23 protein-coding genes are annotated in these 24,305 nt (G+C 47.7%); 18 read left to right on the forward strand and 5 right to left on the reverse strand.

Annotated elements, in window-relative coordinates:
- The first annotated feature begins 70 nt into the window (after positions 1-70).
- Both ACI31H_RS06510 and ACI31H_RS06515 read left to right on the forward strand, forming a co-directional pair.
- Positions 71-1,576 carry a UxaA family hydrolase gene (locus ACI31H_RS06510; protein ID WP_439771175.1) on the forward strand — a complete coding sequence of 502 codons (1,506 nt, stop codon included), beginning with the start codon at positions 71-73 and terminating at the stop codon, positions 1,574-1,576.
- A gap of 317 nt (positions 1,577-1,893) precedes the next feature.
- Entirely contained in the window at positions 1,894-3,309 is a 1,416-nt protein-coding gene (locus ACI31H_RS06515) for a C69 family dipeptidase (protein ID WP_439771176.1), read from the forward strand.
- A 69-nt stretch (positions 3,310-3,378) separates the two neighbouring features.
- Here ACI31H_RS06515 and ACI31H_RS06520 read toward each other — a convergent pair whose 3' ends face one another.
- Together ACI31H_RS06520 and ACI31H_RS06525 are read right to left on the reverse strand one after the other, a co-directional pair.
- The gene (locus ACI31H_RS06520; RefSeq protein WP_439771177.1) at positions 3,379-4,482 is read right to left on the reverse strand and encodes a M24 family metallopeptidase; all 1,104 of its coding nucleotides are present in this window, start codon (positions 4,480-4,482) and stop codon (positions 3,379-3,381) included.
- 170 nt (positions 4,483-4,652) lie between these two features.
- Positions 4,653-5,609: an L-lactate dehydrogenase gene (locus ACI31H_RS06525; RefSeq protein WP_439771178.1), complete on the reverse strand. Its 957-nt coding sequence runs from the start codon at positions 5,607-5,609 to the stop codon at positions 4,653-4,655.
- 263 nt (positions 5,610-5,872) lie between these two features.
- On the opposite strand from ACI31H_RS06525, the gene ACI31H_RS06530 reads away from it, so the two are divergent.
- The 6 genes from ACI31H_RS06530 (at position 5,873) to dtd (ending at position 11,050) form a co-directional block, all read left to right on the forward strand.
- The gene (locus ACI31H_RS06530; protein ID WP_439771202.1) at positions 5,873-6,166 is read left to right on the forward strand and encodes a hypothetical protein; all 294 of its coding nucleotides are present in this window, start codon (positions 5,873-5,875) and stop codon (positions 6,164-6,166) included.
- Between the two features lie 70 nt (positions 6,167-6,236).
- Positions 6,237-7,199 carry a 50S ribosomal protein L11 methyltransferase gene (gene prmA / locus ACI31H_RS06535; RefSeq protein WP_439771179.1) on the forward strand — a complete coding sequence of 321 codons (963 nt, stop codon included), beginning with the start codon at positions 6,237-6,239 and terminating at the stop codon, positions 7,197-7,199.
- Position 7,200: 1 nt separating this feature from the next.
- The gene (locus ACI31H_RS06540; protein ID WP_439771180.1) at positions 7,201-7,956 is read left to right on the forward strand and encodes a 16S rRNA (uracil(1498)-N(3))-methyltransferase; all 756 of its coding nucleotides are present in this window, start codon (positions 7,201-7,203) and stop codon (positions 7,954-7,956) included.
- Between the two features lie 66 nt (positions 7,957-8,022).
- Positions 8,023-8,343, forward strand: coding sequence for a hypothetical protein (locus tag ACI31H_RS06545; RefSeq protein ID WP_439771181.1), 321 nt, complete (start codon positions 8,023-8,025; stop codon positions 8,341-8,343).
- A gap of 20 nt (positions 8,344-8,363) precedes the next feature.
- Entirely contained in the window at positions 8,364-10,601 is a 2,238-nt protein-coding gene (locus ACI31H_RS06550) for a RelA/SpoT family protein (protein ID WP_439771182.1), read from the forward strand.
- A gap of 11 nt (positions 10,602-10,612) precedes the next feature.
- Complete coding sequence (gene dtd, locus ACI31H_RS06555) at positions 10,613-11,050, forward strand: D-aminoacyl-tRNA deacylase (protein WP_439771183.1); 438 nt, start codon at positions 10,613-10,615, stop codon at positions 11,048-11,050.
- Between the two features lie 41 nt (positions 11,051-11,091).
- Here the strand turns inward: dtd and ACI31H_RS06560 are convergent, their stop codons facing one another.
- Positions 11,092-11,937, reverse strand: a complete 846-nt coding sequence (locus ACI31H_RS06560) for a fructosamine kinase family protein (protein ID WP_439771184.1) — start codon at positions 11,935-11,937, stop codon at positions 11,092-11,094.
- Positions 11,938-12,293: 356 nt separating this feature from the next.
- Here ACI31H_RS06560 and aspS point away from each other — a divergent pair, with 356 nt between their 5' ends.
- Positions 12,294-14,081 carry an aspartate--tRNA ligase gene (gene aspS, locus ACI31H_RS06565; protein WP_439771185.1) on the forward strand — a complete coding sequence of 596 codons (1,788 nt, stop codon included), beginning with the start codon at positions 12,294-12,296 and terminating at the stop codon, positions 14,079-14,081.
- Positions 14,082-14,164: 83 nt separating this feature from the next.
- On the opposite strand, the gene ACI31H_RS06570 is transcribed toward aspS, so the two are convergent.
- Positions 14,165-14,905: an amino acid ABC transporter ATP-binding protein gene (locus tag ACI31H_RS06570; RefSeq protein ID WP_439771186.1), complete on the reverse strand. Its 741-nt coding sequence runs from the start codon at positions 14,903-14,905 to the stop codon at positions 14,165-14,167.
- On the reverse strand, positions 14,895-16,439 hold the full coding sequence (locus ACI31H_RS06575) for an ABC transporter substrate-binding protein/permease (RefSeq protein WP_439771187.1): 1,545 nt from the start codon (positions 16,437-16,439) through the stop codon (positions 14,895-14,897). Before ACI31H_RS06575 ends, ACI31H_RS06570 begins: the two co-directional genes overlap by 11 nt.
- Before the next feature lie 311 nt (positions 16,440-16,750).
- Between ACI31H_RS06575 and rpsU the strand changes: the two genes are divergently transcribed.
- The 9 genes from rpsU to era all read left to right on the forward strand — a co-directional run bounded on the left by rpsU (position 16,751) and on the right by era (position 24,304).
- Positions 16,751-16,942: a 30S ribosomal protein S21 gene (rpsU, locus tag ACI31H_RS06580; RefSeq protein WP_003665847.1), complete on the forward strand. Its 192-nt coding sequence runs from the start codon at positions 16,751-16,753 to the stop codon at positions 16,940-16,942.
- Positions 16,943-17,002: 60 nt separating this feature from the next.
- Positions 17,003-17,452 (forward strand): GatB/YqeY domain-containing protein, encoded by a 450-nt coding sequence (locus tag ACI31H_RS06585; RefSeq protein ID WP_439771188.1) that lies wholly within the window; start codon positions 17,003-17,005, stop codon positions 17,450-17,452.
- A gap of 101 nt (positions 17,453-17,553) precedes the next feature.
- Positions 17,554-18,531: a choloylglycine hydrolase gene (gene bsh / locus ACI31H_RS06590; protein ID WP_439771189.1), complete on the forward strand. Its 978-nt coding sequence runs from the start codon at positions 17,554-17,556 to the stop codon at positions 18,529-18,531.
- A gap of 170 nt (positions 18,532-18,701) precedes the next feature.
- Positions 18,702-19,931: an argininosuccinate synthase gene (locus ACI31H_RS06595; protein WP_439771190.1), complete on the forward strand. Its 1,230-nt coding sequence runs from the start codon at positions 18,702-18,704 to the stop codon at positions 19,929-19,931.
- Positions 19,921-21,315, forward strand: coding sequence for an argininosuccinate lyase (argH, locus tag ACI31H_RS06600; protein ID WP_439771191.1), 1,395 nt, complete (start codon positions 19,921-19,923; stop codon positions 21,313-21,315). The genes ACI31H_RS06595 and argH overlap by 11 nt, the downstream gene beginning before the upstream one ends.
- 200 nt (positions 21,316-21,515) lie before the next feature.
- On the forward strand, positions 21,516-22,523 hold the full coding sequence (locus tag ACI31H_RS06605) for a PhoH family protein (RefSeq protein ID WP_439771192.1): 1,008 nt from the start codon (positions 21,516-21,518) through the stop codon (positions 22,521-22,523).
- Positions 22,523-23,002 carry an rRNA maturation RNase YbeY gene (gene ybeY / locus ACI31H_RS06610; protein WP_439771193.1) on the forward strand — a complete coding sequence of 160 codons (480 nt, stop codon included), beginning with the start codon at positions 22,523-22,525 and terminating at the stop codon, positions 23,000-23,002. The genes ACI31H_RS06605 and ybeY overlap by 1 nt, the downstream gene beginning before the upstream one ends.
- Positions 22,986-23,390, forward strand: a complete 405-nt coding sequence (locus ACI31H_RS06615; RefSeq protein WP_439771194.1) for a diacylglycerol kinase family protein — start codon at positions 22,986-22,988, stop codon at positions 23,388-23,390. Before ybeY ends, ACI31H_RS06615 begins: the two co-directional genes overlap by 17 nt.
- Before the next feature lie 8 nt (positions 23,391-23,398).
- Entirely contained in the window at positions 23,399-24,304 is a 906-nt protein-coding gene (gene era, locus ACI31H_RS06620; protein ID WP_439771195.1) for a GTPase Era, read from the forward strand.
- Position 24,305: the final 1 nt, after the last annotated feature.

Genomic DNA, 24,305 nt, shown 5'->3' on the forward strand with positions numbered 1-24,305 from the left:
TGCTAACGCTCAAAAGTTCCACGAAGAATTAATGCGGATTCGTAACGAAAAGTAAAAGGAGTTATGAATAATGAATAATTTCATTATTTTGGATAAACATGATTCCGTGGCGGTAGCCTTGAAAGATCTGCCGAAGGGGACGGTTTTAAAAACCGCTGACCATGGTGATGTCACCACCCTCGAAGATATTACACGGGGACACAAAATTGCCCTTGAAGATATCGCTAACGGAGCCGACATTATCAAGTATGGTTACCCAATCGGCCACGCTACTCAAGATATCAAGCGGGGGGAACATGTTCATATTCACAACATTGCCACGAACCTCTCTGGTGAATTAAAGTATACCTATCAGCCAATCAAGATCACAAATAAGGCCAAAAAGGATGACCGGACATTTATGGGCTATCAGCGGCCGAATGGTAAGGTCGGAATCAGAAATGACCTTTACATTATCCCGGTAGTTGGTTCGGTTAGTGAGCTAGTTGACCCGCTCGTAACCCAGTTTAAGGCCCTCCACCCGGACAATGGGAATTTCGATAATGTGGTTCCCCTTAAGCATACCTACGGGATTGATACACCACAGGATAATTATGAGCGCGCTCGTAAAATCCTAGTTGATGCAGCCATGCAGCCGAATGCTGGTGCCGTCCTGATTTGTGGTCTGGGCTCTGCCGATGATGACGAGTTAACGAAGATGAAAGAGGCCCTCACCAAGGCTAATGGCTCGATTGATCCTAAGCGGGTTAAGTTCCTGTCATCCATGGATAGTGATGATGAAATTACCGATGGTTTGGCAATGCTCGAGGAGTTAAACGATGCGGTTAAAGACGACCAGCGGACGCCACAACCACTGAGTGAGCTAAAGATCGGTTTGAAGTGCGGTGGCTCCGATGGTTTGTCTGGGGTAACTGCTAACCCATTGCTGGGCCGTCTCTCAGACTTTGTGGCCGCCCAAGGTGGAACGACGGTCTTGTCCGAAGTTCCGGAAATGTTTGGGGCAGAAACCATCCTGATGTCACGGGCGAAGGATGAAAAGACGTTTGATAAAACCGTGGGCTTGATCAACAACTTTAAGGAATACTTTGAACGTTTCCACCAGCCAATTTATGAAAACCCATCACCGGGTAACAAGGCGGGGGGGATTTCCACCCTTGAAGATAAGTCACTCGGTTGTACCCAAAAGTCCGGGACGTCAGCCGTTAACGATGTTTTGAAATATGGGGATAAGATTAAGACCAAGGGACTGAACTTGCTTCAGGCACCTGGTAATGACCTGGTTTCCTCTTCAGCTGAAGCATCTGCTGACTGTCAGATGGTCCTATTTACCACCGGTCGGGGAACACCGTTTGCTACCTATGTACCAACGGTAAAGGTTTCTTCTAACTCTTACATTGCCAACCTTAAGCCACGGTGGATCGACTTTGATGCCGGTCAATTGATGAATGAATCAATGGACGACCTAGCTGCTAAGTTTATCCAGTACATCATCGATGTCGCTAGTGGCAAGAAAACGAATAATGAGAAATATGATGTTCACGGAATCGCAATCTTTAAGACGGGGGTTACTGAATAGTAACCGACTCGGTGTAAGTTGCGATAATGGGCAAGTGCGAAGTCATTACGGCTTTACTTGTTAATAAAGTGGCTCCAAACATTCGGAAAACCTCCGGATGCTTGGAGCCCTTTGTGTACTATCTTTCAGGAGGAGAAACGACAACCTCCCTGATTGGTGGAAAATTGATAATTTAATAACCAAGTAGGATCCGAACGGGTGAAAAAGCTCGGATTGTAACTGCTATCATTGACATGTTAATATATAATTAAAGTTATTGCTCTTAATTAGACAATTAATCAGTAACTATCTAATATTTATTAGGAGGTAATCGGATAATGCAAAATAAGGACGCATGTACATCAATCATGGTTGGTAAGAAGGCTTCACTAGATGGGTCAACCTATGTTTGCCGGAATGAAGACCGGGTAAAGGCAATTGAACCCAAGCGCTTTTTAGTTAAGCCGGCCGTCCATGACCGTCATGAGACTTACGTTTCGCCTTACAATAAGGTCACTGTACCAATGCCGGAAAGTGGGATGCGGTACACCTCAACCCCTAGTCTGGACCAGTCTGCGGGCCCTAATGAGGAGGATGGGATCAATGAAGCTAACGTGGCTGCTTCGTTTACGGAAAGCGTTTATGCCAATGACCGCGTTTTGGCGTATGATCCTTTTGTGAAGAACGGACTGGCGGAAGACTCACTGTGTACATTGGTTTTGCCATTTATCCATTCTGCCCGGGAAGGGGTGGAATATACTGGTAAGTTAATTGCCAAGTATGGTTCCGCCGAAGGAAATGGGATGCAGTTCGCTGATCAAGACAGTGTTTGGTACATGGAAGTTGTAACCGGTCACCAATGGGTTGCTGTGCGGATTCCTGACGATTGCTATGCCGTTACGCCTAACCAAATGGCCATCGAAGATATTGACTTTAATGATCCAGAAAATTACATGTGGGCAGATGGCATCCGTGAATTTGTCGCCGACCACCAATTGAACCCGGATGAAAACCGGTGGGATTTTCGGCATATTTTCGGTACCAGTACCCAAAAGGACCGGCACTATAACACGCCTCGGACCTGGTTTGCCCAACGCTACCTCAGTCCTAAGGCTGCTCAGGGACAGACACCGGAGGACGGTGAAATGCCATTTATTCGGAAGGCCGAATTTAAGATTTCACCGGAAGACATTCAGTATGTCTTGAAGTCGCACTTTAATGAAACACCGTATGATCCGATGGGGGATAGTCCAGAGCGGAAGACCTACCGGGCCATTTCACTTTCCCGGACTGCCCAATCCCATATTTTGCAGGTACGGGATGCCAAGCGCTTTAAGACCAGTATCCATTGGATTGAACTCGGTGTACCAGCCTTTAACCCTTACGTACCATTCTTTGCCAATGCTGACGATACCGACGAGTCGTACCGTAACGTACCGGCAAAGATGGACCTAAAGAGTGCCTACTGGCTTAACGAAGCATTGGCGGAAGTGGTTGAGAGTCACTACGAAGAATTTATGGAAAAGGATGAGGACTACCAAAAAGAACTCAATGAATGGGCGCGGCGTAAGATTGCCGAAGTGGACCAAAAGGCCAGCCAACTTAGCGGTTCAGAACTGACGGCTTACCTCACTAAGCAAAACCATGAAGTTGCGGTTCACTATAATGAACGAACCAAGGCGCTCTTCTATGAATTATTAACTGAAGGTTGTGAACTCTCGAAGATGTCCTTTAAGATGGATCCGAACCTTTAATTTTAGTAAATAAAGCCCCCTCCTAGACCAGGATTGACCTGGTTTAGGAGGGGGCTATTTAATATAATTTTAGGCTAAGTTAAAGGCTTTAAGTTCCTTGCTGGTATGGGTAAATGGTTCACAACCATCTGCAGTGATGTGAACACAGTCTTCAATCCGGACACCAGCGACGCCTGGGATGTAGATTCCTGGCTCAATGGAGAAGCACATCCCCGGTTCGAGGACCAGTTGGTTGCCTTCCATAATGGATGGGAATTCGTGATCACTCATTCCCAAACCGTGACCGAGCCGGTGAATAAAGTACTCACCGTAGCCCGCCTTGGTAATAACGTCCCGGGCAACCCGGTCGAGCTCTTCAGCGGTAATTCCTGGCTTAGCGGCATCCTGAGCTGCTAGTTGGGCCTCGAGGCAAACATTGTAGATGTCTTGTTGCTTCTCATTGAGTTCACCAATAGCAACGGTGCGGGAAACATCGCTACAGTAACCGTCAACAATGCAGCCGAGGTCGAAGAGGACTAGTTCATTGTTTTCAATTGGGTTTTGCGAAGTAGCCCCGTGGGGTTCAGCGGCATGGGCGCCCGCTTGTACCAGGGTATCAAAGCTAGTGTGCATGATCCCGTGCTTCTTGAGGGCGAATTCCAAATTAGCAGCAACTTCTTGTTCGCTTCGTCCTAATTGGAGGTTCTTGAACCCTTCCTCGAGCATGAAGTCGGCCCATTTACCAGCTTCGTTTAACTTGGCAATTTCATCATCCGATTTAATTAACCGGAGGCGTTCGATAGTTGGCGTTAGGTCGGTGGTAAATTTAGCATTCGGGAATTGTCCTTTTAGGCCCCGTAAACGTTGGACCGTCAAGTGACTTTGTTCAATTCCCCAGTTAACAGGATTGGTGACCTGGGCCCGGACGTGTTTAGCAATTAAAGCATACGGGTCTTCGTGGTCGAGGTAACCATAAACCGGGTGAGACCATCCGGTTCCCTTAGCCGCCTCAACTTCTAGGGCCGGTGTAAAGAGGAATGGTTCCGCATCCGGAAAGACTAGCAGGGCCATGACCCGCTCGATCGGGTCCTCAAAAAAGCCGGTTAGGTAACCAATGCTCATTGGATCACTGATGTAGGCCGCATCTAGGTTCTTTTCAGTTAAGGTCGCTTGCAGTTGTTCAATTTTGGACAAGTTAATAACCTCCTTTAGGTTGTTAGTGCAGGCTACTGCTATATACTAATTTTATAATAGTAACTTTCTGGAAACAATTGCTTTTTAGCCGATTAGGGAAAACCTTAATTTTTAAAACTAAAAAAGGGCTGGCGAATGAGTTATCGCCAGTCCTTTTCGGCAAAGAGCGCTTAGTTGTTTTCCAACTTAGCCAGACCGTTCTTGGCAACCTTTTGCAGTTCAGCAGCAGAAGCAGCCATTGCCTTTTCTTCACGGTCGTTTAATGGAACTTCAATTACGCGGGCAACACCAGAAGCGTTAACAACAGCTGGTGTACCAATGTAAATGTCCTTTAAACCATATTCGCCGTTCAGTGGAGCACCGATTGGGAGTACAGAGTTTTCGTCACGTAAGATAGCACGTGAAATCCGCATCAAGGCAGTAGCAACACCGTAGAAGGTTGCACCCTTACGGTTAATGATTTCGTAAGCCTTGTTACGAACGTCGTCTTCGATCTTAAGCAGTTCGTCGTCGGAAACGCCTTGTTCCTTGGCGATGTCAAGTAATGGCTTGCCACCAATCGTAGCGCTGGAGTATGCGGCAAATTCGGAGTCACCGTGTTCAGCCATGATGTTAGCAGAAACATCACGAGGGTCAACATCGAACTTCTTAGCAAGGGCAACCCGCAGACGAGCGGAGTCCAGAGAAGTACCTGAGCCGACAACCTTGTTCTTTGGGAAGCCAGAGAACTTTTGAACAGCGTAGGTTAAGATGTCAACTGGGTTAGCAGCAACCAGGAAGATACCGTCGAAACCGGACTTAACAATTGGTTCAACAACGGACTTGATGATCTTCAAGTTCTTGTCAACTAATTGCAGACGGGTTTCACCAGGCTTTTGTGGAGCACCGGCAGTAATAACTACCAGGTCAGCATCCTTGCAGGTGTCGTAATCGGCTGAGTAGATGTTCTTTGGGGCGGTAAATGCAGTAGCATCTTCCAGGTCCAAAGCGTCACCTTCAGTCCGCTTCTTAATGATATCAACAATCGCAAATTCTTCAGCGATTCCTTGTTGAGCCATTGCGAAGGCGTAACTTGAGCCGACAGCCCCGTCACCGACGAGGACAACTTTTTGATGATTCTTAGACATAAATATGCAGTCTCCCTTTCATCTATATCTTGTGCAATTTCGAGATTATATCTCAAATGTATTATAGCATTACTTTGTGAAAAATCTATAATATAGTTGAAAATAAGTGCTTTCACATTAACTTTAAATATCGTGACGATTTTACTATGGTCGTACCGTAACATGTGATAAAATATAGTAGTATCTGTTAAGATTGAGTAAGTTCAACCTGTTAGAAAACTTTGGAGGAGGTGATTACCATTCTTAATCGTACCAAGCAGTTTATGCGCGATAATGATTTAATGTACAAACGTGAATATATTCGGCCAATGATGACACCACAACACGTCTATGTCTTTCGCTTTGGCAAGCACCGGCTGAATAATCGGGTAATCATTCGTTACTCCCACACTTGGACCGGACGTTTAAAAATAAACGAAATTGATGTTCGTCTTCACCACCAGCACCACCCACGGATCTTCTTGACCGAGTCAGACTTGATCGACTACTTGAAGCATCATATGGAAAAAGAAAAGAGAAAGCGGGCCAAGGATGACCAGGGTGAAGATGACGAGTAATAAGTAGTTGTAAATCGTGACCAGCGGGTGAAGATGGTCACGATTTTTGTTGATTATAAGGAGGAAATACATGAATTGGACAGCGGTAAAAGTAGTTACCTCAAGTGAAGCGGTTGAGGCCGTCAGTTATCTCTTGACTAATGCCGGCGCACAGGGGGTCCAGATCGACGATGCAGCCGACTTTGCTAACCTCCATGCCGGCCGTTATGGGCAACATGGCGAAATTATTGATCCAGATGAGATCCCGCACCGTAAGCAGGGGGCAGCGGTAACGGGCTATTTCCCGGAAACGGCCTTTTTACCGGAACTGGTTCCGACCATTTCTGCCCAGGTAGCCAAATTAGCTAGCTACGGCCTAAATCCCGGCCCCGGGACGGTTAGTGCCGAAGCGGTTAATAATGAAAAGTGGGCAACGGTTTGGCAAAAGTACTACCACCCGTTGCGGGTAACGAATGAACTGACCATTGTTCCAGAGTGGGAAGAATACACGCCAGCCCAGGCTAGTGAAAAGGTAATCTATTTAGACCCGGGGATGGCCTTTGGAACGGGAACCCACCCGACAACCCGTCTGATGATGGAGGCCTTAGAGAAGGTAATTCGCGGTGGTGAGTCATTGATCGATGTTGGTACGGGTTCAGGTGTATTGAGTATTACTGCTAAGGCCCTTGGTGCCGGGGATGTCGCCGCATATGATGTTGATGAGGTGGCGGTTCGCTCCGCTAAGAAGAACCGGGCACTCAATCCGGTGGCCAAGGATATTAAGCTAGGGGTTAATAGCCTGCTAGACGGTATCCATACCCAGGTTGATATTGTGGTCGCTAACATCCTGGCCGAAATCATTGTGCCATTAATTCCCCAAGCCTATGAGAATCTTAAGCCGGGTGGTCAATTCTTAACCTCCGGCATTATCGATGATAAGGCCAGCCTCATCCGGAAAAAGTTGCAAGACCAGGGCTTCATTATCGATAGCGAAACTAAAATGAAGGACTGGCACGGAATTATTGCTCACAAGCCGACGACAGAGGAGGAGTAGGATGCAACGTTACTTTTTGAATGTATCGCCCACAGAGCAGCCACTTACTCTTCCCCAAGACATTGCCCACCACCTGACGACGGTTCTTCGTGCCCAAGTAGGGACCAAACTGGAGGTCGTTCTTGCTGACCACCAGGCCTATTTAGCAACCGTGGTGGCAACGACCCCGCAGACCGAGATTAAGGTATTAAAGGCCTTGGACCGGCAAAGTGAGCTGCCCGTTAAGGTCACCCTGTTGTGTGGCCTGCCGAAGACCAAGGAGAAGCCGGAGTTAATTGTTCAAAAGGCAACAGAGCTGGGGGCCAACCGGATTGCCTTTTTTGAGGCTCAGCGGTCGGTTAGTCACTGGGTTAGTAACAAGCAAGAGCGCAAGATCGGCCGTCTTCAGAAAATTGCGGACGCGGCTGCGGAACAATCACACCGTAATTACCAGCCCCAGGTCTCCTATTTTCCTAATTTAAAGGCCGCCTTAGCAGCATCGCCAGCAGACTTTCGCCTGGTAGCTTGGGAAGAGTCGGCTAAGCAGGGCGAGACTGCAGCCCTAGCCCAAGTGATGGCTAAGATTCAGCCCGGACAGAGCCTGGTAGCGGTTTTTGGACCTGAGGGGGGCCTAACTGAGCAGGAAGTCGAGCAAATGAAGGCCAGCGGTGTTATTCCGGCGGGACTGGGGCCCCGGATTTTACGGACGGAGACCGCCCCTTTGTACTTCCTCGCCGCGGTTTCCTACGCGTGTGAATTAGCAGCATCGCATCGTTAGGTATTGTGCTACAATAAAAAAATAATTTAGGATAAAAAATCTTAAAAAGCATAAGGTGTTGAAAAGATGAATTGGATTAAAAAAGTTGATTATTACTTATGGGGCGGCAGTTTACTATTTGGAGTACTACTCCCGGTATTGGGAATTCGGCTCCCAATTACCCATGCGATGTGGGTCGGCGTGGTCCTCGTAATTATTAACGGTTGCTTTAGTGTATGGTTGGGTGGTCACCTCTACCGGACTGGTGCTCGTTGGTGGACCTTATTTATTCTCCCAATCTTTTTCATAGTAGCTGCATATGTCTGGTTACCACCATATACTTACTACTTTGCACTTGCTTATCTCGCAATTACATATCTTTCCTGTTCGCTTCGTAAACAGGATTAGTCACGGAAGGGGGTAATGCGATGTCAGAAATCAAGGAACTGACCCATGAAGATGTGCATAAGATGGTTGCTTCGTACATGAATAAGGAACACGTAGCACTCGTTGAAAAGGCGTACCGCTTTGCTGAAATTTGTCACCATGACCAGCGTCGCAAGTCGGGCGAACCATATATTATTCACCCCATTCAAGTTGCCGGGATTTTGGCGAACCTCCAGATGGATCCGGAAACGGTTTGCGCGGGTTACCTACACGACATTGTTGAAGATACCGGTGCCACCTTAGGCGATATCAAAGAACTCTTTGGGCCGACGATTGCGATGATCGTGGATGGTGATACCAAGCTAGGGAAGATTCAATATAAATCCAATAAAGAACAGATGGCCGCGACCCACCGGAAACTCCTGTTAGCAATGTCTAAGGATATTCGGGTGATGATCGTCAAATTAGCCGACCGCTTGCATAACATGCGGACGTTAAAGCACCTCCGTCCGGATAAGCAGCGGCGAATCTCCAACGAAACCCTGGAGATTTACGCCCCGATTGCCGACCGGCTAGGGATTAGCACGATCAAGTGGGAACTAGAGGACCTTTCCCTACGTTATTTAAACCCGCAGCAATACTACCGAATTGTTCACCTGATGAACTCACGGCGGGATCAACGGGTGGAGTCTATTAACCACTCGATTAAGCTGATTAAAAAGGCGATCAGCGACCTGGATCTCGGACCGAATGTTGAAATTTATGGCCGGCCCAAGCATATTTATTCAATTTACCGGAAGATGGTGACTCAGCACAAGCAATTTAGTCAGATCTATGACCTACTAGCGATTCGGATCGTCGTGGATACAATTAAGGATTGCTACGCGGCCCTGGGAGCCATTCATACTAACTGGAAGCCAATGCCAGGTCGTTTTAAGGACTATATTGCCATGCCCAAGGCTAACGGTTACCAGTCCCTCCACACGACCATTATCGGGCCCGAGGGGCGGCCACTAGAAGTCCAGATTCGGACCCACCATATGCACCAAGTTGCCGAATACGGGGTGGCAGCTCACTGGGCATACAAGGAAGGTAAGACTAATGGTGTCCAGCAGACCCGGGATAGTCAAAAGCTCAACGTCGTTAAAGAAATCTTGGAAATGCGCAGTGAAAGTCACGGTACGGATGAATTCATGCAGGGCATTCAAAGCGATATCTTTACCGATAAGGTCTATGCCTTTACCCCTAAGGGTGACGTGATTGAAATGCCGAAGGGTGCCGGGCCGCTGGACATGGCCTACCAGATTCACACCGAAGTTGGTAACCACACGACGGGAGCGAAGGTCAACGGTCGGATTGTTCCTTTGGACTACGAGATTAAAAATGGTGATATCGTTGACATCCTAACCTCGAGTTCGTCGGCTGGTCCGAGCCGGGACTGGCTGGAATTAGTTTCAACCCGGCGGGCCCGCAATAAGATTCGGTCCTTCTTCCGGGCCCACAACCGGGAAGAAAATATCGAGCAGGGGAAGCGGTTGCTAGAGAATCAGCTGCAAGAAGCGGGCTATTCACCGGCGGATTTAATGACGGAAGAAAAGTGCAAGGAGGTAGCCACTAAGCTGCACTACCAAACCAGTGATGACATGTTTGCTGCCGTGGGCTTTGGTGACCTTGCACCGGTCGGGGTCCGGAATCGCTTCACCGCTGACCTGCGGAAGAAGGCAGCAGATGACCGTGCTCAGGCAGCCGAAAAGGCCCTGCTGGAGGATCACGAGACCCTTCAAAAGCCTAATGAACGGCAAAAGCAAAAGCAGGCAAAGGCTTCCAGCGAAGGGGTAGTCGTGGAAGGAGTCGACAACCTGCTGGTCCGGTTAAGTCATTGTTGTAATCCGGTACCGGGCGACGCCATCACGGGCTACATTACGAAGGGCCGTGGCGTTTCAGTTCACCGGGCCGACTGTCCTAATATTCAGGCGGCTAAGAAGAGCGGTCAGCGGATTGTCAGTGTTTACTGGGCTAACCCGGCCGGCGACAAGACCAACTATAATGCCGATATTGAGGTACAAGGTTACAACCGGAACGGGATGCTCAATGATGTCCTCCGTTCTATTAATAACAGCACTAAGTACTTAAATTCCGTTAACGGGAAAGTTGACCATAATAAGATGGTGACGATTAGCCTGACCATTGGTGTTCGCAATTTGCAACAGTTACAGCTGATTATGGATGGACTAAAGAACATTCGTGATGTCTATGTGGTCAAACGGGTGATTCAGTAAGGAGCGGTTTGATGCGAGTAGTTTTACAAAAAGTTAACCATGCTCAGGTTGCCATTGCTGGTGAAGTAGTGGGCAAAATTGGTAAGGGCTACATGCTTTTAGTCGGTTTTGCGCCAACCGATGGTGATGAACAACTTGATTACCTCGTTCATAAAATTGTCAATTTACGGGTCTTTGAAGACCAAGACGGGAAGATGAACCGGGGTCTTCGTGACGTTGATGGGGCGATCCTGTCGATCTCGCAGTTTACCCTCTATGCCGATACGAAGCATGGGAACCGCCCGGGTTTTTCAAAGGCTGCCAAGCCGGCGATTGCTGAGCCCCTGTATAACCGCTTTAATGCTAAGTTGGCGGCGACCGGAATCCATGTTGAAACCGGGCACTTTGGAGCTGATATGCAGGTGGACCTGGAAAACGATGGTCCGGTTACCATTATTTACGAAAAATAAAAGTAGGAAGGGGAAGTCGAGACGACTTCTCCTTCCTACTTTTAGTATTGTTCCAGAATCCGGTCGACGCTGGGACCGTAGCTTTCCCCGAAAAGGATGAGGTGCATACAAAGGTAGTAGAAACGGTACCAGGGAAGGCGGTCGTTAATCCCTGGCGTAAATGGATAGACCTGTGCGTAGGCCTGGTAGAATTCCTGGTCAAAGCCACCGAAGACCGTGGTCATTGCTAGGTCAAATTCCCGGTCACCGTAAACGGCATCCGGGTCAATTAGGTATGGTTCGTGGTCGCCAGCAAACATGAAGTTCCCGGCCCACAGGTCGCCATGTAAGAGGCTGGCCTTGATATCGCGGCCGTGGTAGTACTGGTGGAATTTCTTAACCATCTGTTGGAAGTGGTCATTACGCCACCGGTTCCACCGGCCTCGTTCGTCCGCAACTTTAACCTCCGGTAAGAGCCGCTGATTAATATAAAAATCATCCCAGGAGTTGTTCCAAGAATTATCTTTTACCAGGGCCTTAGTTTGGTGGTTGTCGACGAAGCCAAACTGGTCGTTAGTTTGCTGGTGCATCTTGGCGACGGCCTGGCCAAGGTCGGCTTGACTCCCAAAGCTTTCGTCGAGCCAATTCAGGACTAGGTAGGCATTACCATCAATCTCACCATTGTAAAGGGGAGTTGGTGTGTTAACGACTTTGCCAAGGGCCTTGAGTCCATTAATTTCGTGGCGGAAGTAGCTGGCCGGGTGATTGGGCTGTACCTTGATGAAATAGGTTTTCCCGTTGGCCGTAATCTGATAGGCCTCGTTAATGTCACCGCCACTAACTGGCCGGTAACTATCAATATTTTCAATTGGCAACTGGCTGAACCAGTTATGATTTAACTTACTCATTGAACCACTCCTTTTAACGTTACTAGTTTAATTTTAAATTCCTGGTGGTGAAAAGCAAGCTGCCCGGATTTGAGTATTGACTTTCCGAACCGGTTCGAGTAAGGTAAGAAATGTAATTAAATATTCGTGACCGTTAATAAAAGAATGCTCGATACCTTCACATGACTAGCGAACGGGGATGGTGGAAGCCCGCCTGCTGAAGTGTCGATTGACACTTTTTAGGTTGGACTTTGTCCCGCCATTAAATTGGCGTTATCTTTGAGTTACTACCAAGGTGGTACCGTGCATTAGCACCCTTGTAATTTTACAAGGGTGCTTTTTTATTAATTGCGAACGAAAAAAGGGGAAGTTAGAGAATGAAGCGTACAAATTATGCTGGAGACACCAACGAAAACCAAGTTGGTCAAGAAGTTGTCTTAAAGGGTTGGGTGGCCAAGCGCCGGAACCTCGGGGGGTTAATCTTTATTGACCTCTGGGATCGTGAAGGCATTGTTCAACTGGTCTTTAATGAAAAAGAAAATCCAGAAGTATTTAAAGTAGCGAATGCGGTCCGGAACCAATACGTTCTCGAAGTACACGGTAAGGTTCAATTGCGGGCGGAAAAGGAAATCAACCCGGACATGAAGACCGGGAAGGTGGAAGTCGCGGTTGACACCATCAAGGTACTGGCAAAGTCTGAGACGACGCCATTTGATATTACTGATGGTGTTGATGCTAGTGAAGACCTCCGGATGAAGTACCGCTACCTGGACCTGCGGCGCCCAGAAATGATGAAGAACCTGAAGCTGCGGAGTAAGGTAGCCTCCATTGTCCACAACTACTACGATGGAGAGGGCTTCCTGGACGTTGAAACCCCAGACTTGACCCGGTCAACGCCAGAAGGGGCCCGGGACTACATCGTTCCTTCCCGGGTATATTCAGGCCACTTCTACGCCCTACCACAATCACCACAACTCTTTAAGCAGTTATTAATGGCTGCTGGGGTTGATAAGTACTACCAATTAGCACGGTGTTTCCGGGATGAAGACCTTCGTGGTGACCGGCAACCAGAATTTACCCAGATTGACACGGAAATGAGCTTTGCTACCCCTGAAGACATTCAAACGGTTACCGAAGGCCTAATCAAACGGGTTATGAAAGAAGTTAAGGGGATTGACGTTAAGACCCCATTCCCACGGATGGAATGGCAAGAAGCCATGGATAAGTATGGTTCTGATAAGCCGGATACCCGGTTTGGTATGTTGATCCACGACCTGTCCGATATTGTGAAGGACAGTGCCTTTAAGGTCTTCTCCGGGACAGTTGCTAACGGTGGCTTTGTCCGGGCTATCTGTGTTCCGGGTGGGGCCGACCAGTACTCCCGGAAGGATATTTCCAAGAAGGAAGACTACATTGAGCGTTACGGTGCTAAGGGACTCGCCTGGGTTAAGGTGACCGAAGATGGTTACAATGGCCCCGTTGCGAAGTTCTTGAATGATTATGCTGACCAAATTAACGCGGAAATGGCTGCCAAGCCGGGGGACCTGATCCTCTTTGTTGCTGCTAGTTTCCACGTTGTTGCGGACTCACTTGGTTACTTACGGCGGGCCATTGCCAAGGAAATGGACATGATCAAGCCGGACCAGTGGAATTACCTCTGGGTGGTTAACTGGCCAATGTTCGAATATGATGAAGGCTTTGGTAAGTGGATTGCGGCCCACCACCCATTCACGATGCTAAATGAAGAGGACCTGCACTACTTAGAGGATGGCGAGGATCCACACAAGGCCCATGCTCAAAGCTATGACATCATCTTAAATGGTCAAGAAATTGGTGGTGGTTCTATTCGTATCCACGATCCAAAGGTCCAAGAAAAGGTTCTCAAGGCCCTTGGCTACACCAAGGAACGGGCCGAGGCCCGCTTTGGCTTCTTACTGAAGGCCCTGACAATGGGGATGCCGCCGGAAGGTGGACTGGCATTTGGACTTGACCGGTGGGTAATGCTGCTGGCCGAAGCGGATAATATCCGGGATGTTATCCCATTCCCAAAGAACTCCAAGGCGGTTGAACCGTTAACGGCGGCCCCTGGTAAGGTCAGTCAACAACAACTCGATGACTTGAAGATCAAGTTTGACGATGACGTTGATTACCAGCAGGATAAGTAAAATACTTTACTTCAAAATTTAATGCTTTAAACCAAAAGAAACCCCACGCACTTAACTGCGTGGGGTTTCTTTTTAGTTAATTTTTACTTTAGAACCTTCTTCAAGAATTCCTTGGCACGATCGCTCGTGGGGTGGGAGAAGAAGTCGTCGGGCTGACCACTTTCCTGGATATAACCATCAGCCATAAACCAAATCTGGTCGGCTACTTCTTTAGCGAAGCCCATTTCGTGGGTTACCACGACCATTGTCATTCCAGAATCAGCGAGCTCTTGCATAACATTCAGCACTTCATCGACCATTTCCGGGTCAAGGGCACTGGTTGGTTCGTCAAAGAGCATCACTTCAGGATCCATGGCTAGTGACCGTGCGATCGCCACCCGTTGCTTTTGCCCACCGGAAAGGCTATCAGGGTAGACATTAGCTTTCTCCTTTAGACCAACCTTTTCGAGAAGGTCCATTGCCGTCTTAGTTGCTTCTTCATCGCTAATTCCCTTAACCTTGATCGGGGCGATTTTAATGTTGTCAATTACGGTCATATTCGGGAAGAGGTTGAAGCTTTGGAACACCATCCCCATCTTTTCCCGTAATTGGTCCAGTTCGGCATCGGAAATATCGGTGAGGTCCTTACCTTCAAACAGGACTTTTCCAGCACTAGGCTTTTCGAGAACGTTTAGGCAACGAAGAAAGGTACTCTTCCCGGCACCAGATGGTCCAATTACACAGATCACTTGGCCCTTATCAACTTCTTCGGAAATATCTTTTAAGACGAGGTTGCCATTAAATTCTTTCTTTAAATGTTGAATTTCAATCATTTTAGTGGGCATGTTTCATTCTCCCTTCGAAGTAGTTCAAGATTCTGGTCAACGTAAAGGTCAGAACAAAGTAGATTATCATGGTGATGAATAGTGGTAAGACACCCTTGTAGGTATCAGCTTGAACCAGTTGAGTCTGGTACATTAATTCACCAACCCCGATGGTCGAAACTAATGAACTATCCTTTAAGAGGGTGATAAATTCATTCCCCAAGGCTGGCCAAATGTTTTGCAGTGCTTGTGGCATGATGACGAAGCGGAAGGCCTGCTTCTTGGTCATCCCTAAGCTCCGGGCAGCTTCAGTCTGGCCAATTGGCAGGGACTGAATACCGGAACGAATTACTTCGGCAACGTAGGCACCGGAGTTAACGGCAACGGCGATGATCCCGGCTACCAGGGCTGGCATGGACTGGATAATCGCACCAATTCCGAAGTAGACAAACATAATTTGAACTAACATCGGTGTTCCCCGGATAAATTCGATGTAGCAAACCGCAATTCCGTGGAGCAACTTGTTTTGTGATAACCGCATCAGGGCAAAGAGTGTCCCGAGCAGGAAACCGAAGAATACGGCGATGACGGTAATGATCAGGGTGTATTCAACCCCTCTAGCAAAGAAGGTCCAGTAACTAGCGACGGTATTATGCTTCTTGTAGGACTTCATGTACTTAGCCGCTTGTGGTAACCACTTCTTGTTAATCAGGTCCTTCTTTTGAACCTTGGTGATTGTCTGGTTAGCGGCGGCCTCTAATGACTTATCACCCTTAGCAAAGGCCATTGCCTTAGCACCAGAGTTGCTGCTGGCAAGGTGGGAGTTAAAGGTTGTCAGATTAGAGTTGTTATTAGCGTAGGCCCGGGCCGTCGGTTCATCTAGCAAGACCCCGTCGACCTTGTGTGACTGTAAGGCGATTACCAAAGATGATACCTTTGCTAACCCCCGCATGTGGGCGTACTTCATCTTTTGCTTAGCCAGGTTGTACTGGGTCGTCCCGTTTTGAACCCCCACTGTCTTGCCCGTGAAGTTTTTAGCGGACTTGTACTTGTTCCTATCGGCCTTGTTAATTAGGAAGAAGTTGTTCCCTTTGTAGTAGGCCTTGGAGAAGTCAACGTTCTTTTCCCGCTCAGGGGTAACGTTCATTCCGGCAATTACCGTATCAACCTTGTGGGTTTCAAGGGCAACTAGCAGGGAATCAAAGTCCATGTTTTTAATAACCAGCTTAACGCCTAAGTCCTTGGCGAACTGTCTAGCCAGTTGCATTTCAAAACCGACATACTTGGTTTTGCCGTTTTGCTTGGTGGTAAATTCAAACGGTGGGTAGTCAGCACTGGTACCAACGACCAGTGTTCCCTTTTGCTTAACCCGCTGCAGTGAATCATCGCTACCCGTTTGCGTAGTAGAACTAGCACTGCTGCTAGTAGCACTACTGGTGCTGGCGCTAGAGCTAGCACTTGAACTAGAGCTGCTAGCGGCGAAAGCCCCCAGGGGAGCGAAGACTATTGAAGCGCAAAGAACCAATAGCATTAATAGTGGCTTAAGATGCTTCATAATCAATAACTCCTTTTCCGTGAATAATTCTTAAATAATAACTGTAAATGAATATACACCATATTAATTATTTATGCAATACTTTTTCTTAAATTGGCATAAATATTCACTGAACAATTTAGCCCCGGGGAGGTAAGAAATTTTTTCTACATTAAATATACGAGGGGAAGGTCAATCAGCATGGCGATTGTAAAAACTTGTCTAAAAAGAAATATTGACACCACGGCTCTTATTAGGTACAATACTTTCTGTAGTGAAAGGTCATCAATGGCCTAGTTACGTAACTTTAAGCTCGGAGGGAGGGAATCAACATGTCAAAAACGGTCGTTCGTAAGAATGAATCTTTAGACGACGCTCTTCGACGCTTTAAACGTTCAGTTTCACGCAATGGAACTTTGCAAGAATACCGCAAGCGGGAATTCTACGAAAAGCCAAGCGTAAAACGTAAGTTGAAATCTGAAGCGGCACGTAAGCGCAAGAATAAGCGTGGTCGTCGTTACTAAAAATGATTGCTCCTACCTATTCCTGGTGGGAGCTTTTTTGCTGAGTGGGAGATGTAAAAGATGAGTTTATTACAAGATTTAACTAAGCAAATGGTTAGTGCCATGAAGAGTCGGGATAAGGAGACCCTGGCTACTGTTCGGATGCTCAAGGCCGCCGTTCAAAATGCCCAAATTGAAGCTGGCCACGACCTAACACCTGATGAAGAGGTTGCCGTAATGTCCCGTGAATACAAGCAACGGAAGGAATCACTGGCCGAATTTGAAAAGGCCGGTCGGCAGGACCTGGTTGATAAGACGAATAATGAATTGAAGGTAGTTGAACAATACCTACCAAAACAGTTATCAGCAGACGACGTTCAAAAGATCGTTCAGGAGACGATTGACCAGGTTGGTGCTTCCAGCATGAAGGACTTCGGTAAGGTCATGGGGGCTGTAATGCCAAAGGTTAAGGGACAAGCAGATGGCAAGGTCGTTAACCAGGCCGTTAAGGATATTCTGAGTAATAAGTAATTAAAAGAAAAAATAGGGTAAGAAAATCAATTTCTTACCCCATTTGCTACTTTAAAGTTTTAGAATAGGGACTAATTAATTATATAAGGAAGTGCTGTACGATGTGTACATCGATTTTGTATACTGCTGGCGACCATTACTTTGGTCGTAACCTAGATTTGGAAATTTCGTTTGGTCAACAGGTCGTGATTACCCCGCGCGATTTCCCACTAAACTTTCGTAAACTGCCACGGTTAGACCATCATTATGCCATTACCGGAATGGCGCTGGTTCAAGATAACTATCCACTATATTTTGACGGTGCCAATGAAAAGGGCCTGGGGATGGCCGGACTAAACTTCGATGGTCCAGCGCACTTCTTCCCCGTTGAAGAAGGAAAGGATAATGTGTCACCCTTCGAGTTTATTCCCTACATCCTAGGTCAATGCAAGGACGTGGCGGAGGCCAAAGCCCTGCTTGAAAAGCTTAACCTGGTCAATATTAACTTCTCTGACCAGTTACAACTATCACCCCTGCACTGGTTAATTGGGGATAAGAGTGGGGCAGCGATTACGGTGGAGTCAACCGCTTCTGGCCTACACGTTTATGATAATCCCGTTAATGTGTTGACTAATAATCCCGAATTTCCTGAGCAGCTGACTAACTTAGCTAACTACCAGAGTGTTTCACCGGCGAACCCCGTTAATACTTTGGCTCCCCAAACATCACTTTCTAGCTATAGCCGGGGAGCTGGTTCGCACTTCCTACCAGGGGGGATGGATTCCGAAAGCCGCTTTGTCAAAGAAGTCTTTACCCTTCAACACGCACCTGCTGGTAAGGATGAAGTCACCGACGTTACCAACTACTTCCACTGCTTGCACGCGGTAGAACAGCAAAAGGGCCTCGATGAGGTCGGGAAGGACCAGTTTGAATATACAATCTATTCGGATGGAGTTAACCTGACGACGGGCACCTTCTATTACACTACTTATGATAATAACCAGATTAACGCGGTTAAAATGGATGATACAGCTATGACGGGGCAACAACTACACTGCTTCCCAATCGCTGACCACCAATCAATTAATATGCAAAATTAAAATTAATCAAACAGCTATGACCTGCCGGCCTGGTAGTGTGGTAGCTGTTTTTTTGAAATTTTATATGCAAAAATCTGAATAAAAATAAAATAATCCTTGCTTTAAACTCATAAAAGATGTATATTGATTTCAATTAATAAATATACAAATTTATGAATGGAGACGATCTTATGGCAAAGGAGAAAATTGTATTAGCTTATTCCGGTGGTTTGGACACGTCAGTTGCAATTGCCTGGTTAATGAATAAGGGTTATGACGTAATTGCTTGTTGTATTGACGTTGGTGAAGGACTGGACCTTGAAGCTATTCAGCAAAAGGCCACGGCCATCGGCGCTTGGAAGTCAGTAGTTATTGATGCTAAGCGTGATTTTGCGGAACAGTTTGTGCTACCGGCTCTGCAGGCCCATGCAATGTATGAACAAAAATATCCATTGGTATCAGCGCTCTCCCGGCCATTAATCGTCCAGAAGTTGGTCGGTGTTGCCCAGCAATATGGTGCCACGGCGATCGCCCATGGCTGTACCGGGAAAGGAAATGATCAGGTCCGGTTTGAGGCGGGAATTCACGCCCTCGCTCCGGAAATGAAGATTGAGGACCCAATTCGGGACTGGCACTGGTCACGGGAAGAAGAAATTCAATACGCCAAGGATCATGGGATCCCGGTCCCGATTACCAAGGCAAGTCCGTATTCAATTGACCAGAACCTCTGGGGACGGGCGAATGAATGTGGAATTTTGGAAGACCCGTGGGCAGCAGCACCAGAGGATGCCTATGAACGGACAACCCCAATTGAAGAGACACCGGACAAACCAACGATTATGGAAATCAGCTTTAAAGAAGGGGTTCCGGTGGCCCTTGATGGTGAGGAATTACCATTAGACCAACTGATTATGAAGTTAGACGTGGTTGCTGGTGAAAACGGGATTGGTCGGATTGACCACGTCGAAAACCGGTTAGTCGGGATTAAGTCCCGGGAAATTTATGAATGCCCAGCGGCGACCGTCCTGTTGGCGGCCCACAAGGACATGGAAGACCTCACTCAGGAACGGGAGGTGGCCCACTTTAAGCCGACCATTGAGTTGAAGATGAATGAACTGATTTATAACGGTCTTTGGTACTCACCGCTGATGAAGGCACTGGTTGCCTTTCTAAATGAAACCCAAAAAGTGGTTAACGGTGTTGTGCGGGTCAAGCTATTTAAAGGAAACGTTATTTGTGAAGGTCGGAAGTCACCAAACTCCCTTTACGATAAGAACTTAGCAACTTACACCGCCGCCGATGAATTCGATCAAGAGGCCGCTACGGGCTTTATCAAACTCTGGGAACTGCCTGATAAGGTTTACGCCCAGGTTCAGGCCAAGGCACAAGCCAAAAAGGGGGAAACAACCAATGCCCATTAAAAAGATGTGGGGCGGTCGGTTTGAAAAGGGCGCCAGTGAACTAGTCGATGAGTTTGGGGCTTCAATTTCCTTTGACCAGGAGATGGCCAAAGAAGATATCATGGGGTCCCTGGCCCATGTCAAGATGCTAAAGGCAACTAAAATATTACCGGCCGCAGATGCCGACCAGATTATTAAGGGGTTGGAAGAACTAGCAGCTGAATTGGCTGACCACGGCCTCCACTTTACCGTTGCCAATGAAGATATTCACATGAACATCGAGGCCCTATTAACGGAAAAAATTGGCCCGGTAGCGGGGAAACTCCACACGGGCCGGAGCCGGAACGACCAAGTAGCCACGGACTTTCACCTCTACATTAAGGAACGTCTACCCAAAGTGGTAGCAGCGATCAAGAAACTTCAGCAGGCGCTAGTACAACTGGCAAGTGAAAACGTGGAGACAATTATGCCGGGGTATACGCATATGCAGCACGCTCAGCCGATCTCCTATGGTCACTACCTAATGGCCTATTTTCAGATGTTTCAGCGGGATGTGGAACGGTTCCAGTTTAACCAGCAACATACGGACCTCTCCCCCCTCGGAGCGGCGGCACTGGCCGGAACGACCTTTCCAATTGACCGGCAAATGACGGCAGACCTACTCGGCTTTAAGGCTCCCTATGCTAACTCATTAGATGCGGTTAGTGACCGGGACTTTGCGTTAGAATTTTTGAGCAATGCTAGTATTTTAATGGTCCACCTTTCCCGCCTCTGTGAAGAGATCATTTATTGGTGTAGCTATGAATTTGGCTACATTGAATTGGCGGATGCTTACTCGACCGGTAGTTCCATCATGCCTCAAAAGAAGAATCCGGACATGGCAGAACTGATTCGGGGGAAGAGTGGCCGGGTCTTTGCTAGCCTGATGGGCCTCTTAACCACGATGAAGGGTCTGCCACTGGCCTATAATAAGGATATGCAAGAGGACAAGGAGGGGGTCTTTGACACGGTTAAGACCATCTTGCCGAGCCTGACGGTGATGACCGGAATGATTAAAACCTTGAAGGTAAATAAAGCGAAGATGGCCCAGGCAACCCACCATGATTTCTCCAACGCGACCGAGTTGGCTGACTACCTTGCTACTAAGGGAATTCCCTTCCGGCGGGCGCACGAGATTGTTGGGGAATTAGTCTTAAAGGGCCTGAAAACTGGTCAGGACCTAGCAGATATTCCACTAGCGGAATTTAAGAAAATTGATCCCCGGGTGGAGGACGATGTCTATGAGGTTCTAAAACCAACCGTAGCGGTTCAACGGCGGAACTCAGCTGGTGGGACGGGTTTTGCCCAAGTGCGTGAACAAATTAAGGCGGCCCAGCAACTGTTAGCGAAAGATAATTTGCAATAAGTCGCTTCATTAGAATTAATCAACTGCCCCAAACATTCGGCCAGCGCCGTGTGTTTGGGGCAGTTTGTGTCTTAAATGATTACCGAACAAGCAGTCGGCACCAGTCGAAGGTATCAATCTTTTGGTTACTACCCATCGAGAAAGCTATGATATAATCAATTTGGCAAATTAACGATTTATTAAAGGAGAATTGGCAAGACTTGGCAGAAAATACGCAAGAATATGAACAAATCTTTCAAATCGAACAACCGGAGATTGAAGTTGGCATCCTGGGACCACAGGATAAATTTGTCAGCTTAATTGAACAGGGGATGGACGTGACCTTGAACCCCTTTGGCGGTAATTTAAAGGTCAGTGGTCGCCGTGAAGATGTTAAGCTGACGGTGGATGTTTTCCATGCCCTGGTTGACTTACTCCAACAGGGGATTCACCTCCATAGCACGGATATTGTAAGTGCAATGAAGATGGCCCACCGGGGGACACTCGAGTATTTTGCTGACTTGTACAGTGAGACAATTATCAAGGACCGCAAAGGCCAGGCAATTCGGGTAAAGAATTTCGGCCAGCGGCAGTACGTCAATGCGATTAAGCATAATGACATTACCTTTGGCATTGGTCCTGCCGGAACGGGTAAGACCTATCTGGCGGTTGCGATGGCGGTTGCGGCACTAAAGCGGGGGGAAGTGGAACGGATCATCGTTACCCGCCCAGCGGTAGAAGCCGGGGAAAGCCTAGGCTTTTTACCTGGTGATCTCCAGGAGAAAGTCGACCCTTACTTACGTCCGATCTACGATGCATTAAACGCCATTTTGGGGGCCGACCACACCCAACGGCTGATGGAACGTGAAATTATCGAAATTGCGCCACTGGCCTACATGCGGGGGCGGACCCTCGATGGGGCCTTTGTAATCCTCGATGAGGCCCAAAATACAACCAATGCCCAGATGAAGATGTTTTTAACCCGGCTAGGTTTTGGATCTAAGATGGTTGTCAACGGTGACGTTTCCCAAATTGACCTCCAACACGGCGTGCGGAGTGGTTTAGTCAGCGCTCAGCGGATCTTAAAAGATATCCAATCGATTAAGTTTGTTCGCTTTAGTGCGGAGGATGTCGTCCGTCACCCAGTTGTTGCCCGGATCATTACGGCCTATGAAGAACAGGCTACTCGCAAGGCAAATCAAGTAGCTGATAGTAAGGAGGAAAAGTAATGGACCTAACGGTGTACGATGAAACGAACGCTCAGGTTAGCGCGGACCAACTTAAGCTGATCAAGGATATTCTTCAATTTGCGGCTAAGAAGCTTCAATTAAAGGCGAACACCGAAATGTCAGTAACCATCATGAATAACCCGGCCATTAAAAAACTCAATAAGCAATACCGCGGGGTTGACCGGGCGACCGATGTTTTGAGCTTTGCGGCTGAAGAAAGCGGGGATGAGACGCCCATTGTGATGGACCCCGAACTAGCAGCGCAACTTCCGGAGAACCTGGGGGACCTCTTTATTTCGATCGACAAGGTGGCCGAACAGGCTAAATTTCTGGGCCACTCGACTGATCGCGAATTAGGCTTTTTAGTTGTTCATGGTTTTTTGCACTTAAACGGCTATGACCATGAGCAGCCGGCCGATGAACGGAAGATGTTTGAACTACAACGGACAATTTTAGATGACTATGGCCTCACAAGATAAACACCAAACCGAAAAAAATCACCACCTCATTCAGGCACTTCGTCACGCCTTTGACGGAATTGTAACCATGCTCAAGGAAGAACGTAACATGCGTTACCACACTTTAGCGGCCGTGCTTGCCCTATTACTCGGTGTTTTGCTACGGATTAGTACTTCAGACTGGCTCTGGCTGCTGTTGGTTATCTTCCTCGTTTTTGCGGCGGAGTTTTTAAATACGGTGACGGAAGCCGTTACCGACCTGCTGGTCCACCACCAGTATGATATTGAAGTTAAAAAGGCCAAGGATGTTGCGGCGGGTGGCGTGCTGATTGCGGCGTGCTTTGCTGTTGTTGTGGGGCTGATTATTTTCGGCCCCCGCTTGTTGAACTTACTTAATTTAATTAAATAGGAGGAAAAATGGATAATCCAAACTTTAAATCCGGTTTTGTGGCCCTGATTGGCCGGCCGAACGTGGGAAAGTCAACGCTGTTAAACTATGTTGTCGGGCAAAAGGTAGCCATTATGAGTGATGTTGCCCAAACTACCCGGAATAAGATTCAGGGGATCTATACCAGTAAGGATGCCCAGATTGTCTTTATTGATACACCGGGTGTCCATAAGCCGGCGACTAAGCTCGGCGACTTTATGGAACGGTCGACGCTTTCGGCACTAGATGAAGTTGATGCCGTGGTTTACATAGTTAGTGCAACTGAGAAGCGGGGCCCCGGCGACAACTTTATCATTGACCGCCTTCGCCAGGTTAAGCAGCCTATCTACTTGGTAGTTAATAAGATCGATCAAGTTCACCCGAATGACCTTCCAGACATTGTGGCGCAATACCAGGATGCCTTACCGTTTAAGGGAATAATTCCAATTTCGGCCCTCCAGGGGAACAATGTGAATGAACTGATTAACGAACTAGTAGCAGGCCTCCCCAATGGGCCCCAGTACTACCCCGATGACCAACTTTCCGATCACCCGGAACGTTTTGTGATTGCAGAGTTGATTCGGGAAAAGATCTTCATGTTAACGCATGATGAGGTACCACATTCAGTGGCGGTCGACGTTACTTCCGTTAAACGGGAGGACGAAGAGCACGTGCATATTTCCGCTAATATTGTGGTGGAGCGGCCCGGGCAAAAGGGCATTATTATCGGTAAGAAGGGCCAGATGCTTAAAAAGATCGGTACGATGGCACGGAAGGATATTGAACGCCTGCTTGGTGACCGGGTCTACCTCCAATTATGGGTAAAAGTAGTACCAAAATGGCGGGATAAGTCTGCAATGTTAAAGGACTATGGTTACCGGACGAAGGACTATTAAC

The organism is Limosilactobacillus sp. (assembly GCF_051873035.1).
In the GTDB taxonomy this organism is placed as follows: Bacteria; Bacillota; Bacilli; order Lactobacillales; family Lactobacillaceae; genus Limosilactobacillus.

Excerpts from the sequence above, each read along its gene's own strand:
- ACI31H_RS06510 (WP_439771175.1), top strand. The coding sequence starts at position 71 with ATGAATAATTTCATTATTTTGGATAAACATGATTCCGTGGCGGTAGCC.
- ACI31H_RS06515 (WP_439771176.1), top strand. The coding sequence starts at position 1,894 with ATGCAAAATAAGGACGCATGTACATCAATCATGGTTGGTAAGAAGGCT.
- ACI31H_RS06525 (WP_439771178.1), bottom strand. The coding sequence starts at position 5,609 with ATGTCTAAGAATCATCAAAAAGTTGTCCTCGTCGGTGACGGGGCTGTC.
- ACI31H_RS06530 (WP_439771202.1), top strand. The coding sequence starts at position 5,873 with ATGCGCGATAATGATTTAATGTACAAACGTGAATATATTCGGCCAATG.
- prmA (WP_439771179.1), top strand. The coding sequence starts at position 6,237 with ATGAATTGGACAGCGGTAAAAGTAGTTACCTCAAGTGAAGCGGTTGAG.
- ACI31H_RS06540 (WP_439771180.1), top strand. The coding sequence starts at position 7,201 with ATGCAACGTTACTTTTTGAATGTATCGCCCACAGAGCAGCCACTTACT.
- ACI31H_RS06545 (WP_439771181.1), top strand. The coding sequence starts at position 8,023 with ATGAATTGGATTAAAAAAGTTGATTATTACTTATGGGGCGGCAGTTTA.
- ACI31H_RS06550 (WP_439771182.1), top strand. The coding sequence starts at position 8,364 with ATGTCAGAAATCAAGGAACTGACCCATGAAGATGTGCATAAGATGGTT.
- dtd (WP_439771183.1), top strand. The coding sequence starts at position 10,613 with ATGCGAGTAGTTTTACAAAAAGTTAACCATGCTCAGGTTGCCATTGCT.
- ACI31H_RS06560 (WP_439771184.1), bottom strand. The coding sequence starts at position 11,937 with ATGAGTAAGTTAAATCATAACTGGTTCAGCCAGTTGCCAATTGAAAAT.
- aspS (WP_439771185.1), top strand. The coding sequence starts at position 12,294 with ATGAAGCGTACAAATTATGCTGGAGACACCAACGAAAACCAAGTTGGT.
- ACI31H_RS06570 (WP_439771186.1), bottom strand. The coding sequence starts at position 14,905 with ATGCCCACTAAAATGATTGAAATTCAACATTTAAAGAAAGAATTTAAT.
- ACI31H_RS06575 (WP_439771187.1), bottom strand. The coding sequence starts at position 16,439 with ATGAAGCATCTTAAGCCACTATTAATGCTATTGGTTCTTTGCGCTTCA.
- rpsU (WP_003665847.1), top strand. The coding sequence starts at position 16,751 with ATGTCAAAAACGGTCGTTCGTAAGAATGAATCTTTAGACGACGCTCTT.
- ACI31H_RS06585 (WP_439771188.1), top strand. The coding sequence starts at position 17,003 with ATGAGTTTATTACAAGATTTAACTAAGCAAATGGTTAGTGCCATGAAG.
- bsh (WP_439771189.1), top strand. The coding sequence starts at position 17,554 with ATGTGTACATCGATTTTGTATACTGCTGGCGACCATTACTTTGGTCGT.
- ACI31H_RS06595 (WP_439771190.1), top strand. The coding sequence starts at position 18,702 with ATGGCAAAGGAGAAAATTGTATTAGCTTATTCCGGTGGTTTGGACACG.
- argH (WP_439771191.1), top strand. The coding sequence starts at position 19,921 with ATGCCCATTAAAAAGATGTGGGGCGGTCGGTTTGAAAAGGGCGCCAGT.
- ybeY (WP_439771193.1), top strand. The coding sequence starts at position 22,523 with ATGGACCTAACGGTGTACGATGAAACGAACGCTCAGGTTAGCGCGGAC.
- ACI31H_RS06615 (WP_439771194.1), top strand. The coding sequence starts at position 22,986 with ATGGCCTCACAAGATAAACACCAAACCGAAAAAAATCACCACCTCATT.
- era (WP_439771195.1), top strand. The coding sequence starts at position 23,399 with ATGGATAATCCAAACTTTAAATCCGGTTTTGTGGCCCTGATTGGCCGG.